This is a genomic window from Acidimangrovimonas pyrenivorans, assembly GCF_042643245.1.
GTDB lineage: Bacteria > Pseudomonadota > Alphaproteobacteria > Rhodobacterales > Rhodobacteraceae > Acidimangrovimonas > Acidimangrovimonas pyrenivorans.
On record NZ_JBHRSK010000004.1, the window covers coordinates 539,860 to 555,735 of the forward strand.

A 15,876-nucleotide genomic window follows, 5' to 3' on the forward strand; every position below is an offset into this window, starting at 1 on the left:
ACCCGGTCGCCGGCGTCTTCCAGCATCTCAACGCCTGCGCGCCCGGCGCGCTGAATTCTCCGCTGACCGAGGCCGGCGGACTACGGGAAAGCCATGCAAGCATGACTCAACTCATCCTCTTCAACATCGCGAACGGACTGATCATCGGCGCCTTCTACGCGCTGATGGCGATCGGCCTGTCGCTGATCATGAGCCTGTCGGACGTGATCAACTTCGCCCATGGCGGGTTCCTGGCTATCGGTGCCTACATCGCCTACACCCTGTCGCCCTATGTCGGCTTCTGGGGCGGGGTGCTGCTGGCGCCGGTCATCACCGCCGCGCTGGGACTGATCGTCGAGAAATTCCTCATCAGCCGGGTCTATGGCCGCGATCCGCTCTACAGCCTGCTGCTGACCTTCGGCCTGGCCTTCATCTTCGAGGACGCCACCCGCGTCATCTGGGGCGCGCAGAGCGTGCCCTACCAGGTGCCGGGCTGGCTGATGACGCCGCTGAACCCGAATTACTTCTTCCTGACCGGCTACCGGCTGCTGATGATCGCCCTCGTCGCGATCGCCGTCGGCGGGCTGTTCTGGGTCATGAACAAGACCCGGCTGGGCCTGCGCATCCGCGCCGGCACCCTGGATCTCGAGACGGTCTCGGTGCTGGGCGTCAACGTCCGGGTCCTGCGCAACCTGAACTTCGGCATCGGCATCTACCTCGCCGGCCTCGCCGGGGTGCTGGCGGCGGGCCAGCTCGGGCTGCAGCCGACCATCGGCTCGTCGCTGATCATGCCGAGCTTCGTCGCGATCATCATCGGCGGGCTGGGCAGCCTGCTGGGCACGCTGCTCGGCGGCCTGCTGATCGGCGTCGCCTCGGGCATCACCGCGGTCTTCCTGCCCTCGGGCACGGAAGCGGTGATGTACGTGATGATGGCGGCGGTCCTGCTGGTGCGGCCGCAGGGCCTGCTGGGTGAGGAAGGGCGCTTCTGATGCTGAAGATCGATCTGAAGAAACAGGGCCACAGCATCGTGGTCTGGGCCCTGCTGCTGACCATGCCCTACTGGATCAACGCGGTCGGCGGCTATACCGAGCTCGGCACCCAGGTGGTGGTGATGGGCCTGGCCGCGATGTCGCTGAACTTCCTGCTCGGCTATACCGGCGTGCTGTCCTTCGGACATGCCGCCTATTTCGGCCTCGGTGCCTACGGCGTCGGCATGACGATCCGCTACCTCGTACCCTCGACCGGGCTCGGGATGCTGGTCGGCACCGGCGTCGGCGCGCTGGCGGCGGCGCTGATCGGGCCGATGATCGTGCGGCTGCGCGGCGTCTATTTCGCCATGGTCACGATCGCCTTCGCCCAGGTCTTCTACTTCATCGCCTTCCGCTGGAACAACGTCACCGGCGGCGATGACGGGCTGACCAACTGGACCCGGCAGCAGATCCACCTCGGCGTCGCGACGCTGGACATCCAGCACCAGCCGGTCACCTTCTACTACTTCGTGCTGGCGATCTTCGCCCTGGCCGTGGCGGCGATGGCCTTCCTGCTGCAGTCGCCCTTCGGCCGCACCCTGATCGCGATCCGCGAGAACGAGCGGCGGACCCGGTTCCTGGGCATCAGCGTCAACTTCCACATCTGGACCTCCTGGGTGATCTCGTGCTCGTTCATGGCGCTCAGCGGCACGCTCTATGCGCTGCTGAACAACTTCGTCGACCCGCGCGCCCTCTACTGGACGCAATCGGGGGTCTTCGTGATCATGTGCGTGCTGGGCGGCATGCGCTCGTTCTGGGGACCGCTGGTCGGTGCGGCGATCTATGTCGTGCTGCAGGACTACCTGTCCAGCGCCACCCCCAACTGGATGTCCTTCATCGGCCTCGTCTTCGTCATCGCGGTGCTGTTCTTCCCGCGCGGCGTCCTGGGCATCATTCGGCGGAGGAGCGTGGAATGAGCTTTCTCAAGATCGAAAACGTCTCGCGGCACTTCGGCAGCCTGGTCGCTGTCGACGGCGTCACGATGACGGTGGAAAAGGGCGAGTGCCGGGCGGTGATCGGACCGAACGGCGCCGGCAAGACCACGTTCTTCAACCTGATCACCGGCATGCTCGACCTGACCTCGGGCCGGGTGCTGCTCGAAGACCAGGACCTGGCGGGCATCAAGCCCTCGGCCCGGGTGCGGATGGGCATGGCGCGGACCTTCCAGATCACCGAGATCTTCCCCGACCTGTCGGTGCGCGAGAACATCCGCATCCCGGTCGAGATCGCGGCGGGCCTGCACCTGGCGCCGAAGATCCCGGCCCGGCTGCAGGCGCCGATCCGCGAGCGGATCGACGCACTGCTCGAGGAAGGCGGGCTGACCCGGATCGCCGGCCGCTATGCCGGCGAGCTCAGCCATGGCGACCAGCGGGCCTGCGAGATCATGATGGCGCTGGCGCTCAACCCGCGGCTTCTGCTGCTGGACGAGCCGACCGCCGGGATGGGTGACGATGAGACCCACGCCGTCGCCCGGCTGATCAAGCGCATCCATGGCGACCAGAACCTGACCATCGTGCTGATCGAGCATGACATGCGCGTGGTGTTCAACCTCGCCGACAAGATCACCGTGCTCGAACAGGGCCGGCCGCTGGCCGAGGGCACGCCGGCCGAGATCACCGCCAACGCGGAGGTTCAGGCCGCCTATCTGGGAGGGGCCGCATGACCGATTACGCATTGATCGCCGAAGGTCTGGAAACCTATTACGGCAAGAGCCACATCCTGCACGGCGTCAGCCTGAAGGTCGAGGAAGGCAAGATCACCACCCTTCTGGGCCGCAACGGCGCCGGCAAGTCGACCACGCTGCGCAGCCTGGTCGGGCTGACCCCGGCGCGCGAGGGCCATGTCCAGATCTTCGGCAAGGACACGACGCGCAAGCCGCCCTACGTCATCGCCGAGATGGGGGTGGGCTTCGTGCCCGAGGGGCGCAAGATCTTCCCCAACCTGACGATCGAGGAGAACCTCAAGGTGCCGGCCGACCGGCCCGGCCCCTGGACCATCGACACGATTTACGACCTGTTTCCCCGGCTCAAGGAGCGGCGCGACAACAAGGGGCGCCAGCTTTCGGGGGGCGAGCAGGAGATGCTGTCGATCGCCCGGGCGCTGCTGCTGAACCCCAAGCTCTTGATCCTCGACGAGCCCTCGCAGGGCCTCGCCCCCCTGATCGTGCGCGAGGTGTTCAACATCATCGTACGGATGCGCGACCAGGGCATGTCGGTGCTGCTGGTCGAGCAGAACGTGCGCATGAGCCTCGAGGTCGCCGACCATGCCTACGTCCTCAACGACGGCGAGATCGCCTTCGACGGCACCGCGGCGGAGCTGTCGGCCGACGAGGACCGGTTGCAGTCGCTGGCCGGGGTCAGCGCCGAGACCTGGGACATCTGAGCCCCGGGTAACCTGAGACCCGGGCAACCTGAGACCCGGGCAACCTGAGACCCGGGCAGGCCGCACCGGCCTGCCCCCTCCCCTGCGATCCGATCCCGCGCCAGCGGAACAGGCCGTCGATAGGGCTTGTTGCACAAAGCGGTGAGGAGGACTCGCTATGCGACTCCAGTGCGCTGGAGCATGTGTCATGCCGAAGCGCGCGCGCTCCCGCTCTCGCATGACGAACTGGTCCGCCCCCAACGCCGCGCTGCGCCGAGCGAGGGCTACACCGCATCGGGCCAGCCCCCCATGCACCAAGGGGGGGCGGTTCTCGACGCCTATAGCCGGTGTGTGGCCGAGGTCGCGTTGAGGCGGAGCGCCATGACTGCGCACCCTGCGCATTCTGCGGGCCCTCCTCGATGATCTGAGGGGGCGCCGGGCAGGCCCCCGTCAGCCCCGGAATGCCGACAGGAACAGCATCTCGCCGATCTTGATCGCGGCACCGAGCACGGCGGCCAGGGCGATGAGGATCGGACCCCAGCCGAAATGCCAGGCGGCGACGCCGAAGGCGCCGGCCCAGCCGGCGACCAGAAGCGGGCGCAGCCTCGTGGTGTTGAGGAGGAGGATCGCGGCGAAGCCCAACGCGATGCCGGCGGCGCCCGCGGCCAGCGGGTTCGCCAGGAGGTGGAGGTAGGTCATGTAGCCGATGAACACCGCCGCGCCGGCAATCTCTATGAACAGCAGGAAGGGGTTCGGGGTCTTCGCGACACTGTTGGGCGCAGGGCTGCCGGTGGCGGTCGGACGGGGGATGTGTTGCTCGGCTGACATGGGGTTTCCTTGGCCTGTAGCGCCTGTCACGGGCTACAGGTGCTGCGGTCGAAGCTCAAGGCCTTGGAGGCCGGGGCAGCACGGGGCGGCCACCTTGGGCACCCGGCGCCCTCTGGTCGTGCCCGAGCGGGCCAATGAGCGCAGGAGCCTCGACTTCATGCCAGACGCCTTCACTGACGGGCGTCGGTTCCGCGTGACGTGCTCCGCTTGGCGGCCGCGCCCAGGGCCGTTCGCGCAAAATACTCGCCTCGGCAAAGTCAAGCGGGGTCCGGCACTGCCGGACCCCGCGGAAATCATCGCTCAAGCCATTCGGGAGATCCCTTGCCCCCAAACCGGGAGACCTTTGCCCGATTCGGGAGAAACTACGCCCGGAGGGACAGCCCTGGCCCGGGCCTCAGCTGCAGCCCGAGGTCGCGCCGCAGGTGTTGCACTTCATGCAGGTGCCGTTGCGGACCAGCGTGTAGTTGCCGCATTCGCCGCAGGGATCACCCTCGTAGCCCTGCATCTTGGCCTTGGTGCGGGCGTCCATCGACACCGTGCCGGAGGAGACGGCGGTGGAGCCGCTCACCCCGGCCTCGGGCACCAGCGTCGCCAGCGCCGCCGACGGGTCCGCGGCGCCGGCCAGCGCCGTCGCGCCCATGCCGCCCTGCAGCACCACCAGTTCCTGCGGCACCCGCTTGCGCAGGTAGCCGGTCGAGCTGATCTGCTTCAGCACCTCGAGCGATTTCGACGCCGCGCTGTCGCTGACCTCGGCAAGGTTGGGCTGGCCCTCGTCATGGCCGCCGCCGAGGTCGTCGAAGGTGGCGCCCGACGGCTTCACATGGGCCAGGTCGGTGCGGTCGAGATAGGACACCGCCAGCTCGCGGAAGATGTAGTCGAGGATCGAGGTCGCGTTCTTGATGCTGTCGTTGCCCTGCACCATGCCCGCCGGCTCGAACTTGGTGAAGGTGAAGGCATCGACGAATTCCTCCAGCGGCACGCCGTATTGCAGCCCGACCGAGACGGCGATGGCGAAGTTGTTCATCATCGCCCGGAAACCGGCGCCTTCCTTGTGCATGTCGATGAAGATCTCGCCCAGCGAGCCGTCCTTGTATTCGCCGGTCCGCAGATAGACCTTGTGGCCGCCGACGATGGCCTTCTGGGTATAGCCCTTGCGCCGTTCGGGCAGCTTCTCGCGGTGGCTGCGGACGATCTCCTTGACCACCACCTTCTCGACGATCTTCTCGGCCAGCACCTGCGCCTTTTCCTGGGCCGAACCGGTGGCGAGGATTTCCTCGGCCTCCTCGTCATCCTCGACCAGCGAGGCGGCGAGCGGCTGGCTCAGCTTCGAGCCGTCACGGTAGAGCGCGTTGGCCTTGATGCCGAGCGACCAGCTGAGCTCGTAGGCCGCGAGGCAATCCTCGATCGTCGCCGAGTTCGGCATGTTGATGGTCTTCGAGATCGCTCCCGAGATGAAGCTCTGCGCCGCCGCCATCATCTTGATGTGGCTGTCGACGGACAGGTAACGCTTGCCCTTCTTGCCGCAGGGGTTGGCGCAGTCGAAGACATGGTAATGCGCCGGGTCGAGATGCGGCGCGCCTTCCAGGGTCATGGTGCCGCAGACATGGTCGTTGGCGGCCTCGATCTGGGCCCGGGTGAAGCCGAGGTGGCGCAGCAGGTCGAAGCCCGGATCGTTCAGCTTCTCGGTCGGGATGCCGAGGGTCTGGGTGCAGAACGCCTCGCCCAGCGTCCACTGGTTGAAGACGAAGCGGATGTCGAAGGCCGAGGGCAGCGCCGCCTCGATCTTCTCGAGCTCGCGCGGGCCGAAGCCGTGGCCGATCAGCGCCGTCGGGTTGATGCCCGGGCAGTTGCCGATGCTGGCATGGCCGACGGCATAGGCGATGATCTCCTCGATCTGGGCCGAGCCGTAGCCGAGGCTTTCCAGCGCCGCCGGAACCGAACGGTTGATGATCTTGAAGTAGCCGCCGCCGGCGAGCTTCTTGAACTTGACCAGCGCGAAGTCCGGCTCGATCCCGGTGGTGTCGCAATCCATCACCAGCCCGATCGTGCCGGTCGGCGCGATGACCGAGACCTGGGCGTTGCGATAGCCGTGGCGTTCGCCCAGCTCCAGCGCCTCGTCCCACGAGGATTTGGCAAGCGCGACAAGGTCTTGGTCGGGACAGTTCGCGTGGTCGAGCGGCACCGGCTTGACCGCCAGATCCTCGTAGTTCCGGGTCTCGCCATAGGCGGCGCGACGGTGGTTGCGGATCACCCGCAGCATGTGGCGGGCGTTGCGCGAATGGCCCGGGAAGGCACCCAGCTCGCCCGCCATCTCGGCCGAGGTGGCATAGGCGACGCCGGTCATGATCGCGGTCAGCGCGCCGCCAAGGGCCCGGCCCTCGACGCTGTCATAGCCCAGCCCCATCGTCATCAGCAGGCCGCCGATATTGGCGTAGCCGAGGCCGAGGGTGCGGAAATCGTAGGAGAGCTGGGCGATTTCCTTCGACGGGAACTGCGCCATCAGCACCGAGATTTCCAGCGTGACGGTCCACAGCCGGGTGGCATGGACGAAGGCCTCGGCGTCGAACTTGCCGCCCTTGTAGAAGGTCAGCAGGTTCATCGAGGCCAGGTTGCAGGCCGTGTCGTCGAGGAACATGTATTCCGAGCACGGGTTCGAGCCGCGGATCGGCCCGTCCTCGGGGCAGGTATGCCAGCTGTTGACGGTGTCGTGGAACTGGATGCCCGGATCGGCGCAGGCCCAGGCGGCGTGGCCGACCTGATCCCACAGCTCGCGCGCCTTGACGGTCTTGGCGACCTTGCCATCGGTGCGGCGCAGCAGCTCCCAGTCGGCATCGTCCTTGACCGCCTTGAGGAAGGCGTCGGTGACGCGGACCGAGTTGTTCGAGTTCTGGCCCGCGACGGTGACATAGGCTTCGCTGTCCCAGTCGGTGTCGTAGGTCGGGAACTCGATGCTGTCATAGCCCTGGCGGGCGTATTGCAGCACCCGGTTGATATAGGTCTCGGGGATCATCACCCGCTTGGCGCTGCGGATCGCCTCCTTCAGCCCGGGATTGGCGGCGGGATCGACCGCGCCCTCTTCCGAGCCGTCGAAGGCACGGATGGCGGCGAAGATCTTGTTCAGCTCCTGCTCGTGCATCTTCGAGCCGGCGACGAGGCTGGCCACCTTCTGCTCTTCCTTCACCTTCCAGGTGACGAATTCCTCGATGTCCGGGTGATCCATGTCGCAGATCACCATCTTGGCGGCGCGCCGGGTGGTGCCGCCCGACTTGATCGCGCCGGCGGCGCGGTCGCCGATGCGCAGGAAGCCCATCAAGCCCGACGACTTGCCGCCACCCGACAGCTTCTCGCCCTCGGCGCGCAGGCTGGAGAAGTTGGTGCCGGTGCCAGAGCCGTATTTGAACAGCCGCGCCTCGCGGACCCAGAGATCCATGATGCCGCCGTCGCCGACCAGGTCGTCGGCCACCGACTGGATGAAGCAGGCATGGGGCTGCGGATGCTCGTAGGCGCTGTCGGACTTGGTCAGCTTGCCGGTCTTGTAGTCGACGTAATAGTGGCCCTGGCTAGGCCCGTCGATGCCATAGGCCCAGTGCAGGCCGGTGTTGAACCACTGCGGGCTGTTCGGCGCCGCCATCTGCCGGGCCAGCATCACCCGCATCTCGTCGAAATAGGCGCGGGCGTCCTCCTCGGTGCTGAAATAGCCGCCCTTCCAGCCCCAGTAGGTCCAGGCGCCGGCGAGACGGTCGAAGACCTGCTTGGCGCTCGACTCGCCGACATAGCGGTCGTCCTCGGGCAGTTGCTCCAGCGCCTTGGTGTCGGGCACCGAGCGCCACAGGAATTCCGGCACGCCCTTCTCGCGCAGCTTCTTGAGCCGCGCCGGCACTCCGGCCTTGCGGAAATACTTCTGCGCCAGCACGTCCGAGGCGACCTGGCTCCAGCCCTGCGGCACCTCGACCGAGTCGTTGCGGAAGACGACGGTGCCGTCGGGATTGCGGATCTCCGAGACGGTCGTCGTGAAGTCGAGCGCCGCGTAGGCGTCCTGGCCGGCCGTGGTGAATTTGCGATCGATCTTCATCTGCCCTGTCCTTCCAAAACCTGCTTGCCCCAAGCCGCCTTGGCCTTCTGGCGCGCGCGGCACTGTCCCGGCAGGGGGCGAGAAGGACGTCGGAACCGGTGACGGTGCGCAATGCCACCGCCTGCCAGGGCGATCTGAGCCGCCTGAAAGGTGTTAGGTTCGTCCCGTTCCGCCCCGCCACTATATATTGTGGCTTACTGGGTCAGCCCACACAAACTGACGTGGAACGCGGGCATGGGTCAACGGGAAAATTTGCACTACCCACAGGATTTTTCAGTTGACCGGGCGCAGGGCACATCTAGGGGGTAGCCGCCGAATGATTCATTTTCGTGACGGCCCCCGCCCGGGCCCGGCGCCCGCCCCTTCCCGGCATCGGCGGAAAATGCGTTGCTATGGTATAGGTTTAGCGAAATCTGTTGAAAAACAACGTGAAGCCCGGGCGCGCCCGGACGTGGCACCGCGGCCGGCCCGGGCCGCCCGGCCCGCTCTCCAAGCCGCTGTTGCGAAAAGAAAACGGCGCGCCCGGTCAGGCGCGCCGCAAACTAGATGTTGTGTCGTTTCTGCCTCAGGTCTTGAACACCCGGTAGATCGCCGGGATCACCAGAACGGTCAGCAGAGTCGAGCTCAGCAGGCCGAACAGCAGCGAGATCGCCAGGCCCTGGAAGATCGGGTCGGACAGGATCACCACCGCGCCGATCATCGCCGCCACAGCGGTCAGCAGGATCGGCTTGAAGCGGATCGCCCCGGCCTCGAGGATGACCTCGGTCATCGGCTTGTGCTCGTGATCGCCGTGGCGGATGAAGTCGACCAGCAGGATCGAGTTCCGCACGATGATCCCCGCCAAGGCGATGAAACCGATCATCGAGGTCGCCGAGAACGGCGCGTGGAACAGCCAGTGGCCGGCCATGATGCCGAGGAAGGTCAGCGGGATCGGCGTCAGGATCACCAGCGGCAGCCGGAACGAGCCGAACTGCGCCACCACCAGGATGTAGATGCCCAGCAGCGCCACGCCGAAGGCCGCGCCCATGTCGCGGAAGGTCACCCAGGTGACTTCCCACTCGCCGTCCCACAGCAGGGTGACGTGGCTTTCGTCATCGGGCTGGCCGTGCAGGCTGACCACCGGTTTCTCGCCCGGCGCCCAGTCCATCTTGTCGAGCGCCTTGTCGACCGCGATCATGCCGTAGAGCGGCGCTTCGAAGCTCCCGGCCAACTCGCCCGTCACCATCTCGGCGAAGCGGCCGTTATGGCGGAAGATCGGGTAGCTCGCCTTCTCCTCGTGCACGTTGACGACGTCGCCCAGTTCGACCACCCCGCGCGCGCCCGGAAGCACGTTGGCCGGGATCGGCGTTGACAGGAAGGCCTGGTCGATCGTCTTCTCGCCCTTGTCGCGTTCGATGGTGATCGGGATCGGGGTGCGCCCGGCGCCGCGATGCGAATAGCCGACCGTCTCGCCGCCGTTCAGGATCGCCATGGTGTTGAACACGTCCGATTCCTGGACCCCGTAGAATTCGAGGTTGTCGGTCGAGATCGTCGCCCGCAGCCGCCGCGGCTGGTTGCGGAAGCTGTTATCGACATCGACGATGAACGGCACCGACTCGAACGCCTTCTGGATCTTGCGCGCCGCGTCGCGCCGGATCTCGGGCGTCGGTCCGTAGACCTCGGCCAGCAGGGTCGAGATGACGGGCGGGCCCGGCGGCGGTTCGACCGTCTTCAGCGTCGTGCCCTTGGGCATGTCGATACCGGCGATCATCTTGCGGATCTGCAGCGCGATCTGGTGGCTGGTCCGCTCCCGCTCGCCCTTCGGCGTCAGGTTGATCTGGACGTCGCCCTGGTTGGGATCGGCGCGCAGGTAGTAGTGCCGGACGAGACCGTTGAAGTCGAACGGCGTCGCCGTGCCGGCATGGGTCTGGGCCGAGATCACCTCGGGCAGGCTCAGCACCTTGTCGGCGACCTGCTGGGCCACCGCGTCGGTCGCCTCGACCGACGCCCCGGCCGGCAGGTCGATCACCACCGAAAGCTCGGACTTGTTGTCGAAGGGCAAGAGCTTGACCGTCACGTCCTTGGTGTAAAGCAGGCTGAGCGAGCCGAAGGACAGCACCACGGTGACCAGCAGGAAGGTCAGGCTGCGCGCCTTGGTCTTCAGGATCGGCCGGGCGACCGCGGCATAGACCTTGCCCAGCCCGCCGCCGGGATGACCGCCATAGGTGTCGTCATGGGCGTGATCCTTCATCGGCGCCTTGCCGGCGATCTTGACCATCAGCCACGGCGTGATGATCACCGCGACGAAGAAGGAGAAGATCATCGCCGCCGAGGCGACCGAGGGGATCGGGCTCATGTAGGGCCCCATCAGCCCCGAGACGAAGAGCATCGGCAGCAGGGCCGCGACCACGGTCAGCGTGGCGACGATGGTCGGGTTGCCGACCTCGGCCACCGCCTCGACCGCCGCCCGGACGCGGTTCTTCTTCGGATCCATGCCCCAGTGCCGGGCGATGTTCTCGATCACCACGATGGCGTCGTCGACGAGGATGCCGATCGAGAAGATCAGCGCGAACAACGACACCCGGTTGAGCGTGTAGCCCATGATCCAGGCCGCGAAGAGCGTCAGCAGGATGGTGACGGGAATGACGATCGCGACGACGATCGACTCGCGCCAGCCCACCGCCAGCAACACCAGGCCGATGATCGACAACGTGGCGAGGCCGAGGTGGAACAGCAGCTCGTTGGCCTTCTCGTTCGCGGTCTCGCCATAGTCGCGGGTGACCTTGACATTGACCGTGTCGGGGATCAGCGAGCCTTCCAGGCTGTGGACCTTGTGCAGGATCTGGTCGGCCACGATGACGGCGTTCGATCCCGCCCGCTTGGCCACCGCCAGCGTCACCGCCGGTTCGCGGACGATCTTGCCGTCGGGCCCCTTGGAAACGTTCGAGACGATGTGGTCCGAGGTGTCGGGCACGAACTCGATCTTGGCGACGTCGCGGACATAGACCGGCCGGCCGTCGCGCGAGGTCAGAAGCAGGTTGCCGATCTCGGCCGAGGTGGTCAGCGTCTTGCCGGCGACGAGGTCGATCTGCTGGCCATGATCGCGCACCTTGCCGGTGTTCAGCGACCGGTTGGCGCCCTGCACCTTGCCTGCCAGCTGCTGCAGCGTGATGCCGTAGAGCGCCAGCTTCTCGGGATCGGGGTCGACGCGGATCGCGTCGGGCGCGTCGCCGACAAGGTAGGACAGGCCGACATTGTTGATCTTGGCGACCTCGGTGCGCAGCTCGCGCGCGATCCGGGTCAGGTCGTTGGCGCTGACATGGGCGCCGTCCTTCGGCGTCAGGGTCAGCGAGACGATGGCGACATCGTTGATGCCGCGGCCGACGATCAGCGGTTCGGGAATGCCGACCGGGATGCGGTCGAGATTGGCCCGCACCTTGTCATGGACGCGCAGGATCGCCGCGTCGGCCGAGGTGCCGACCTTGAACCGCGCGGTGACCATGGCGTAGTCGTCGCGGGTCGAGGAATAGACGTGCTCGACTCCGTCGATGCCCTTGACGATGGTCTCCATCGGCTCGGTCACCAGCTTGACGGCGTCGGCCGCCTTCAGCCCCGGGGCCTGGATGTGGATGTCGACCAGGGGGACCGAGATCTGCGGCTCCTCCTCGCGCGGCAGCGTCATCAGCGCCACGATGCCGACCGCCAGCGCCGCGATGATGAACAGCGGCGTCAGCGGCGAGCGCACGAAGGCCTGCGTCAGCCGGCCGGCGATACCCAGCTTGACGGGCGTCTCCAGCTCGTCGTTGGTCTCGATGTCACTCATTGCCGGTCACCACGCGATCGCCGGCGCTCAGACCGGTCAGGATTTCAACCATGTCGACGCCGTTCACCTTGTCGTGGCTGCCCGGCACCACGGTCCGAAGCACCTTGTCGCCCCCTTCCATCACCTCGACATAGTCGAGCCCGAGGCGGGTGGTGACGGCCGTGGCGGGAACCATCAGCGCCTGGCGCTTGCCGACCGGCAGCCGGACCAGCACCCGCGCGTTGACGAAGCGGTCGGGCAGGTTCTTGACCTCGACATCGGCACTGACGCGGCCGCCCTGGATCAGCGGATAGATCTTGGCCAGGTGGCCCTCGGCGGTGCCTTCCGGCGTCTCGATGGTGATCGCGTCGCCCTGCTCCATGAAGGCGGCGTGGCGTTCGGGCACGGCGAGGCGCAGGAAGAAGCCGCCGCCGCCCACCGTCGCCACCGCCTCGCCCGGCATGATCACCGAGCCCTTGGTCACCGGCACGGTCAGGACGCGGCCGGCGATCGGCGCCAGCACCTGGCCCTCGGCCGCCTGCTGGACGATGACCTGGCGTTGCGCCTGGGTCGAGGCGATCTGGTTGGTCAGCACGTCGACCTGGGTCCGCAGCTGGTCGAGCCGCTGGGTCGTGGTGACGCCGCGGCTGAGCAGTTCCTCGCCGCGGGTCAACTCGGTCTTGGCATTGCTCAGCTGGGCCTGCAGCGCGTGGAGCTGGGCGTCGATCGAGTTGAGCTGGTAGGTGATCTTCTCGTCGACGATCTCGCCGATCTTCTGGCCGGCGGTGACCTGGTCGCCCTCGGTCACGGTCAGGTCGACCAGCGTGCCGCCGATTCGGGCCCGGGCGGGCACCTGGTCGCGGGCCTCGATCTGGCCGTAGACGGCCTTCCAGTCGGTCACTGTCACCGGCTCAATCGGTGCGGGATCGGCCGCCTGTGCAATCAGCGGCACGGCGGACAGGGCAAGAGCGGCCAGAAGCGATCGCATGATGTCGTCCTCTCAATACTGCGGGCCCGAGGCGCCGCATTGGCGTCTTTCATATTCGTGTTCGTGAATATGTATTCAGTCCACCAATTGCAACCCTTCGAATATCCGCACTGTCATCACGTTTCGGGCCCGTGCCGGCGACACCACAGTCCACCCGGCCCCGGCGCCCGCATTTCGGCCAGACTGCCTCACATCGGGCACACTGCACATTGATTTGTCGCAAAGAAATGTTTTCGGCAGCGCGATTAGACCGGATCGCAGGCCTTTAGCAAGCCGCCCGGCCATCTCTGCCGCCGCCGCGGCGCAGGCCCCGCCCGCTCGCCGTTTCGGCGGGACAAGACCTTGTCGATCAAAGGAAACAAACTGTTTCCGCGCAGCACGACCCGGCTCAGTCGCCGGAGTTTCCCGCCGGTGGCGCGACGCGCTCACGCAGAAGTGCCGCGAAGGCGCGGGCGGCGTGGGTCTCGTGGCGCTCGCGGTGGCGCAGCAGGCGGAAGCGGCGCACCAGCGGCGGGAAGGGCAACCGCACTAGCTCGCCCGCGGCAAGGCTGGCCTCGACCACCAGATGCGACAGAATCGTCGCCCCGCCGCCCGCCGTCACCGCGCTGCGCACCGCCTCGTTCGAGGTCAGTTCCAGCCGGTCGGCCAGCGCCGCCGGGTCGAGCCCCTGCCCCGACAGCGCCTCCTCCATCGCAACCCGCGTGCCCGAGCCCGGCTCGCGCAGGACCCAGGTCCCGGCCAGCAGCGCCGCCCGGTCCGGCGCCGCCTGCGTCCAGGCATGCCCCGGCGCGACGACGAGGTACATCTCGTCGCCCGGCAGCGTCTGCTCTTCCAGCTGCGGCGCCGCCACCGGCCCCTCGGCAAAGCCCAAGTCGGCCCGCATCTCGGCGACCTCCTCGGCGACCTGCTCGGAATTGCCGATGGTCAGGTGCAATTCGATCCCCGGATGGCGGCGATGGAATTGCAGCATCAGCGGCGGCAGCCAGTAATTCGCCAGGGTCTGGCTGGCCGCGATCTGCAGCGCGCCGGTCTTCAGCCCGGCCAGATCGTCCAGCAGCCGTTCGGCGGCGGCGGCGCGGGCCAGCACCGCCTTGGCCTCGGGCAGGAACCGCCGCCCCGCCTCGGTCAGGGCGATGCGGCGGCCGACGCGTTCGAACAGCATGGCGCCATGACGCATTTCCAGCGCCGCCACCGCCGCCGAGGTGGCCGATTGCGTGAGGTTGAGCGCCTCCGCGGCGCGAGTGACATGCTCGCGCTCGGCCACGGCGATGAAGATGCGGAGCTGTTCCAGCGTCATGGCATCCTCTTACGCCTGCCCCGTCACCAGCACCAGAGCCAGCGCGAGCGCACCGATGAAGATCCAGGCGGCGGCGCCAAGGATCAGCGGCCGCAGCCCCATCGCCTTGAGCTTGCGGATGTCGGTCTCGAGCCCCATCGCCGCCAGCGCCACGGCCAGCAGGAACTGGGTCAGGATGGTGGCATCGGCATGGACCGGCGCCGGCACCATCCCGGTCGAGGCGACCAGCACCATGCCCAGGAAGCCGATCACGAACCACGGCATCGGCGCGGCCTGGCTGCTGCCCTGCCCGGTGGCACCGCGCGCGGCCCAGCGGCCCAGGACGATGACGACGGGGGCCAGCATCAGAACCCGGGTCAGCTTGGCGATGGTGGCGAAATCGCCGGCCTCGGTGCCGCGCTGGTAGCCGGCGGCGACGACCTGGGCGACCTCGTGGATCGAGGCGCCGGCCCAGAGCCCGTAGCCATGCGCGCCCAGCGGCAGCAGCGCCCCCAGCATCGGGTAGAGCACCATCGACAGGGAGCCGAAAACGGTGACGCAGGCGACGGCATAGGCGACATCCTCGTCACCGGCCTGGGTCACCTCGTTGGTGGCGATGACGGCCGAGGCACCGCAGATCGAGGTCCCGGCGGCGATCAGTTGCGCCAGCCCGGCCTCGACCCCGAGACGGCGGCCGAGCCAGGTGGTGAAGGCGAAGGTCGAGACCAGCGTCACCGCGATCAGCGCCCCGCCCATCGGGCCGACGGCGGCGACCTGGCCCAGCGTCAGCTGCAGGCCGAGCAGCACGATGCCGGCGCGCAGGATCCGGCGCAGGCTGAACTTGACCCCGGCCTTGGCCGCGGTCGGGGTGTCGATGACGTTATGCACCGCCATGCCGATCAGGATGGCGAGGATCAGCGGGCTGAGCGCGCCGAAGCCCGGCAGGTGGTGCAGCGCGAAGGCGATGGCGCCGATGGCGCCGGTGAGCAGAAGCCCCGGCCACAGCCGCGCGGCAGACGCGGCGGGCGGGGTGGATTGGGTGAGATCAGCGTCGGACATGACGGTTCCTTTCCTTGACGCCACCTGATCTAGGCCGATCCAACCTACCAATATAACGGATTGTTTTGCTCATTTCGTTCGATGATTTCGAATGATCGGGCGTGGGGGCGCTCCCCCAGGACGCGTCGCGCCGGCGAAATGCCTCGTCGGGCGGAAATGGTCGGGTTGCGGGAATGGTCGGGACGGCGAGTCTGGAACGCACGACCTACGGTGCCCCATGCGTGAAGGCCGACCCGAGGTTGTTGCAGCCAAGCGCGCTGCCCGCATTGCAGGACTTGCGGAGCAAAGTCACCGCCTTGGCAACATCGCGCCGCACGCCCTTGCCATCCGCATAGGCCGCGCCGAGATTCACGCAGCCCACCGCGTCCCCGGCGGCGCAGTCCTTGCCATAACTTGCAGTAACCGTCGTCAACGCCGAAAGCGCAATCGCGACCATGGTGGGGAGCCACCGAACCACTAATTTCCGCACTCGCAATACCTTCCTCTGTCCCGTCACGGACAAAC

The 15,876-nt window shown here is 67.2% G+C and carries 11 protein-coding genes; 4 read left to right on the forward strand and 7 right to left on the reverse strand.

From position 1 onward, the window contains the following. Positions 1-101: 101 nt before the first annotated feature. The 4 genes from ACFOES_RS05515 to ACFOES_RS05530 are packed head-to-tail and all read left to right on the forward strand — an operon-like array spanning position 102 to position 3,389. Entirely contained in the window at positions 102-968 is an 867-nt protein-coding gene (locus tag ACFOES_RS05515; RefSeq protein ID WP_377832195.1) for a branched-chain amino acid ABC transporter permease, read from the forward strand. Next, entirely contained in the window at positions 968-1,924 is a 957-nt protein-coding gene (locus ACFOES_RS05520; protein ID WP_377832196.1) for a branched-chain amino acid ABC transporter permease, read from the forward strand. Before ACFOES_RS05515 ends, ACFOES_RS05520 begins: the two co-directional genes overlap by 1 nt. After that, positions 1,921-2,670, forward strand: coding sequence for an ABC transporter ATP-binding protein (locus tag ACFOES_RS05525; protein ID WP_377832197.1), 750 nt, complete (start codon positions 1,921-1,923; stop codon positions 2,668-2,670). Before ACFOES_RS05520 ends, ACFOES_RS05525 begins: the two co-directional genes overlap by 4 nt. Beyond that, entirely contained in the window at positions 2,667-3,389 is a 723-nt protein-coding gene (locus ACFOES_RS05530; RefSeq protein ID WP_377832198.1) for an ABC transporter ATP-binding protein, read from the forward strand. Before ACFOES_RS05525 ends, ACFOES_RS05530 begins: the two co-directional genes overlap by 4 nt. A 429-nt stretch (positions 3,390-3,818) precedes the next feature. Here the strand turns inward: ACFOES_RS05530 and ACFOES_RS05535 are convergent, their stop codons facing one another. The 7 genes from ACFOES_RS05535 to ACFOES_RS05565 all read right to left on the reverse strand — a co-directional run bounded on the left by ACFOES_RS05535 (position 3,819) and on the right by ACFOES_RS05565 (position 15,808). After that, the gene (locus ACFOES_RS05535; RefSeq protein WP_377832199.1) at positions 3,819-4,196 is read right to left on the reverse strand and encodes a hypothetical protein; all 378 of its coding nucleotides are present in this window, start codon (positions 4,194-4,196) and stop codon (positions 3,819-3,821) included. Between the two features lie 394 nt (positions 4,197-4,590). Further along, positions 4,591-8,268, reverse strand: a complete 3,678-nt coding sequence (locus tag ACFOES_RS05540; RefSeq protein ID WP_377832200.1) for a vitamin B12-dependent ribonucleotide reductase — start codon at positions 8,266-8,268, stop codon at positions 4,591-4,593. Between the two features lie 565 nt (positions 8,269-8,833). Then, a complete protein-coding gene (locus ACFOES_RS05545) occupies positions 8,834-12,070 on the reverse strand; it encodes an efflux RND transporter permease subunit (protein WP_377832201.1) in 3,237 nt (1,078 codons plus the stop codon). Then, positions 12,063-13,037, reverse strand: a complete 975-nt coding sequence (locus tag ACFOES_RS05550; protein WP_377832202.1) for an efflux RND transporter periplasmic adaptor subunit — start codon at positions 13,035-13,037, stop codon at positions 12,063-12,065. Before ACFOES_RS05550 ends, ACFOES_RS05545 begins: the two co-directional genes overlap by 8 nt. A gap of 388 nt (positions 13,038-13,425) precedes the next feature. Then, positions 13,426-14,334: a LysR family transcriptional regulator gene (locus ACFOES_RS05555; protein ID WP_377832203.1), complete on the reverse strand. Its 909-nt coding sequence runs from the start codon at positions 14,332-14,334 to the stop codon at positions 13,426-13,428. A 9-nt stretch (positions 14,335-14,343) separates the two neighbouring features. After that, positions 14,344-15,372, reverse strand: coding sequence for a YeiH family protein (locus ACFOES_RS05560; protein ID WP_377832204.1), 1,029 nt, complete (start codon positions 15,370-15,372; stop codon positions 14,344-14,346). 205 nt (positions 15,373-15,577) lie between these two features. Then, the gene (locus tag ACFOES_RS05565; RefSeq protein WP_377832205.1) at positions 15,578-15,808 is read right to left on the reverse strand and encodes a tetratricopeptide repeat protein; all 231 of its coding nucleotides are present in this window, start codon (positions 15,806-15,808) and stop codon (positions 15,578-15,580) included. Positions 15,809-15,876: the final 68 nt, after the last annotated feature.

Excerpts from the sequence above, each read along its gene's own strand:
- ACFOES_RS05515 (WP_377832195.1), top strand. The coding sequence starts at position 102 with ATGACTCAACTCATCCTCTTCAACATCGCGAACGGACTGATCATCGGC.
- ACFOES_RS05520 (WP_377832196.1), top strand. The coding sequence starts at position 968 with ATGCTGAAGATCGATCTGAAGAAACAGGGCCACAGCATCGTGGTCTGG.
- ACFOES_RS05525 (WP_377832197.1), top strand. The coding sequence starts at position 1,921 with ATGAGCTTTCTCAAGATCGAAAACGTCTCGCGGCACTTCGGCAGCCTG.
- ACFOES_RS05530 (WP_377832198.1), top strand. The coding sequence starts at position 2,667 with ATGACCGATTACGCATTGATCGCCGAAGGTCTGGAAACCTATTACGGC.
- ACFOES_RS05535 (WP_377832199.1), bottom strand. The coding sequence starts at position 4,196 with ATGTCAGCCGAGCAACACATCCCCCGTCCGACCGCCACCGGCAGCCCT.
- ACFOES_RS05540 (WP_377832200.1), bottom strand. The coding sequence starts at position 8,268 with ATGAAGATCGATCGCAAATTCACCACGGCCGGCCAGGACGCCTACGCG.
- ACFOES_RS05545 (WP_377832201.1), bottom strand. The coding sequence starts at position 12,070 with ATGAGTGACATCGAGACCAACGACGAGCTGGAGACGCCCGTCAAGCTG.
- ACFOES_RS05550 (WP_377832202.1), bottom strand. The coding sequence starts at position 13,037 with ATGCGATCGCTTCTGGCCGCTCTTGCCCTGTCCGCCGTGCCGCTGATT.
- ACFOES_RS05555 (WP_377832203.1), bottom strand. The coding sequence starts at position 14,334 with ATGACGCTGGAACAGCTCCGCATCTTCATCGCCGTGGCCGAGCGCGAG.
- ACFOES_RS05560 (WP_377832204.1), bottom strand. The coding sequence starts at position 15,372 with ATGTCCGACGCTGATCTCACCCAATCCACCCCGCCCGCCGCGTCTGCC.
- ACFOES_RS05565 (WP_377832205.1), bottom strand. The coding sequence starts at position 15,808 with ATGGTCGCGATTGCGCTTTCGGCGTTGACGACGGTTACTGCAAGTTAT.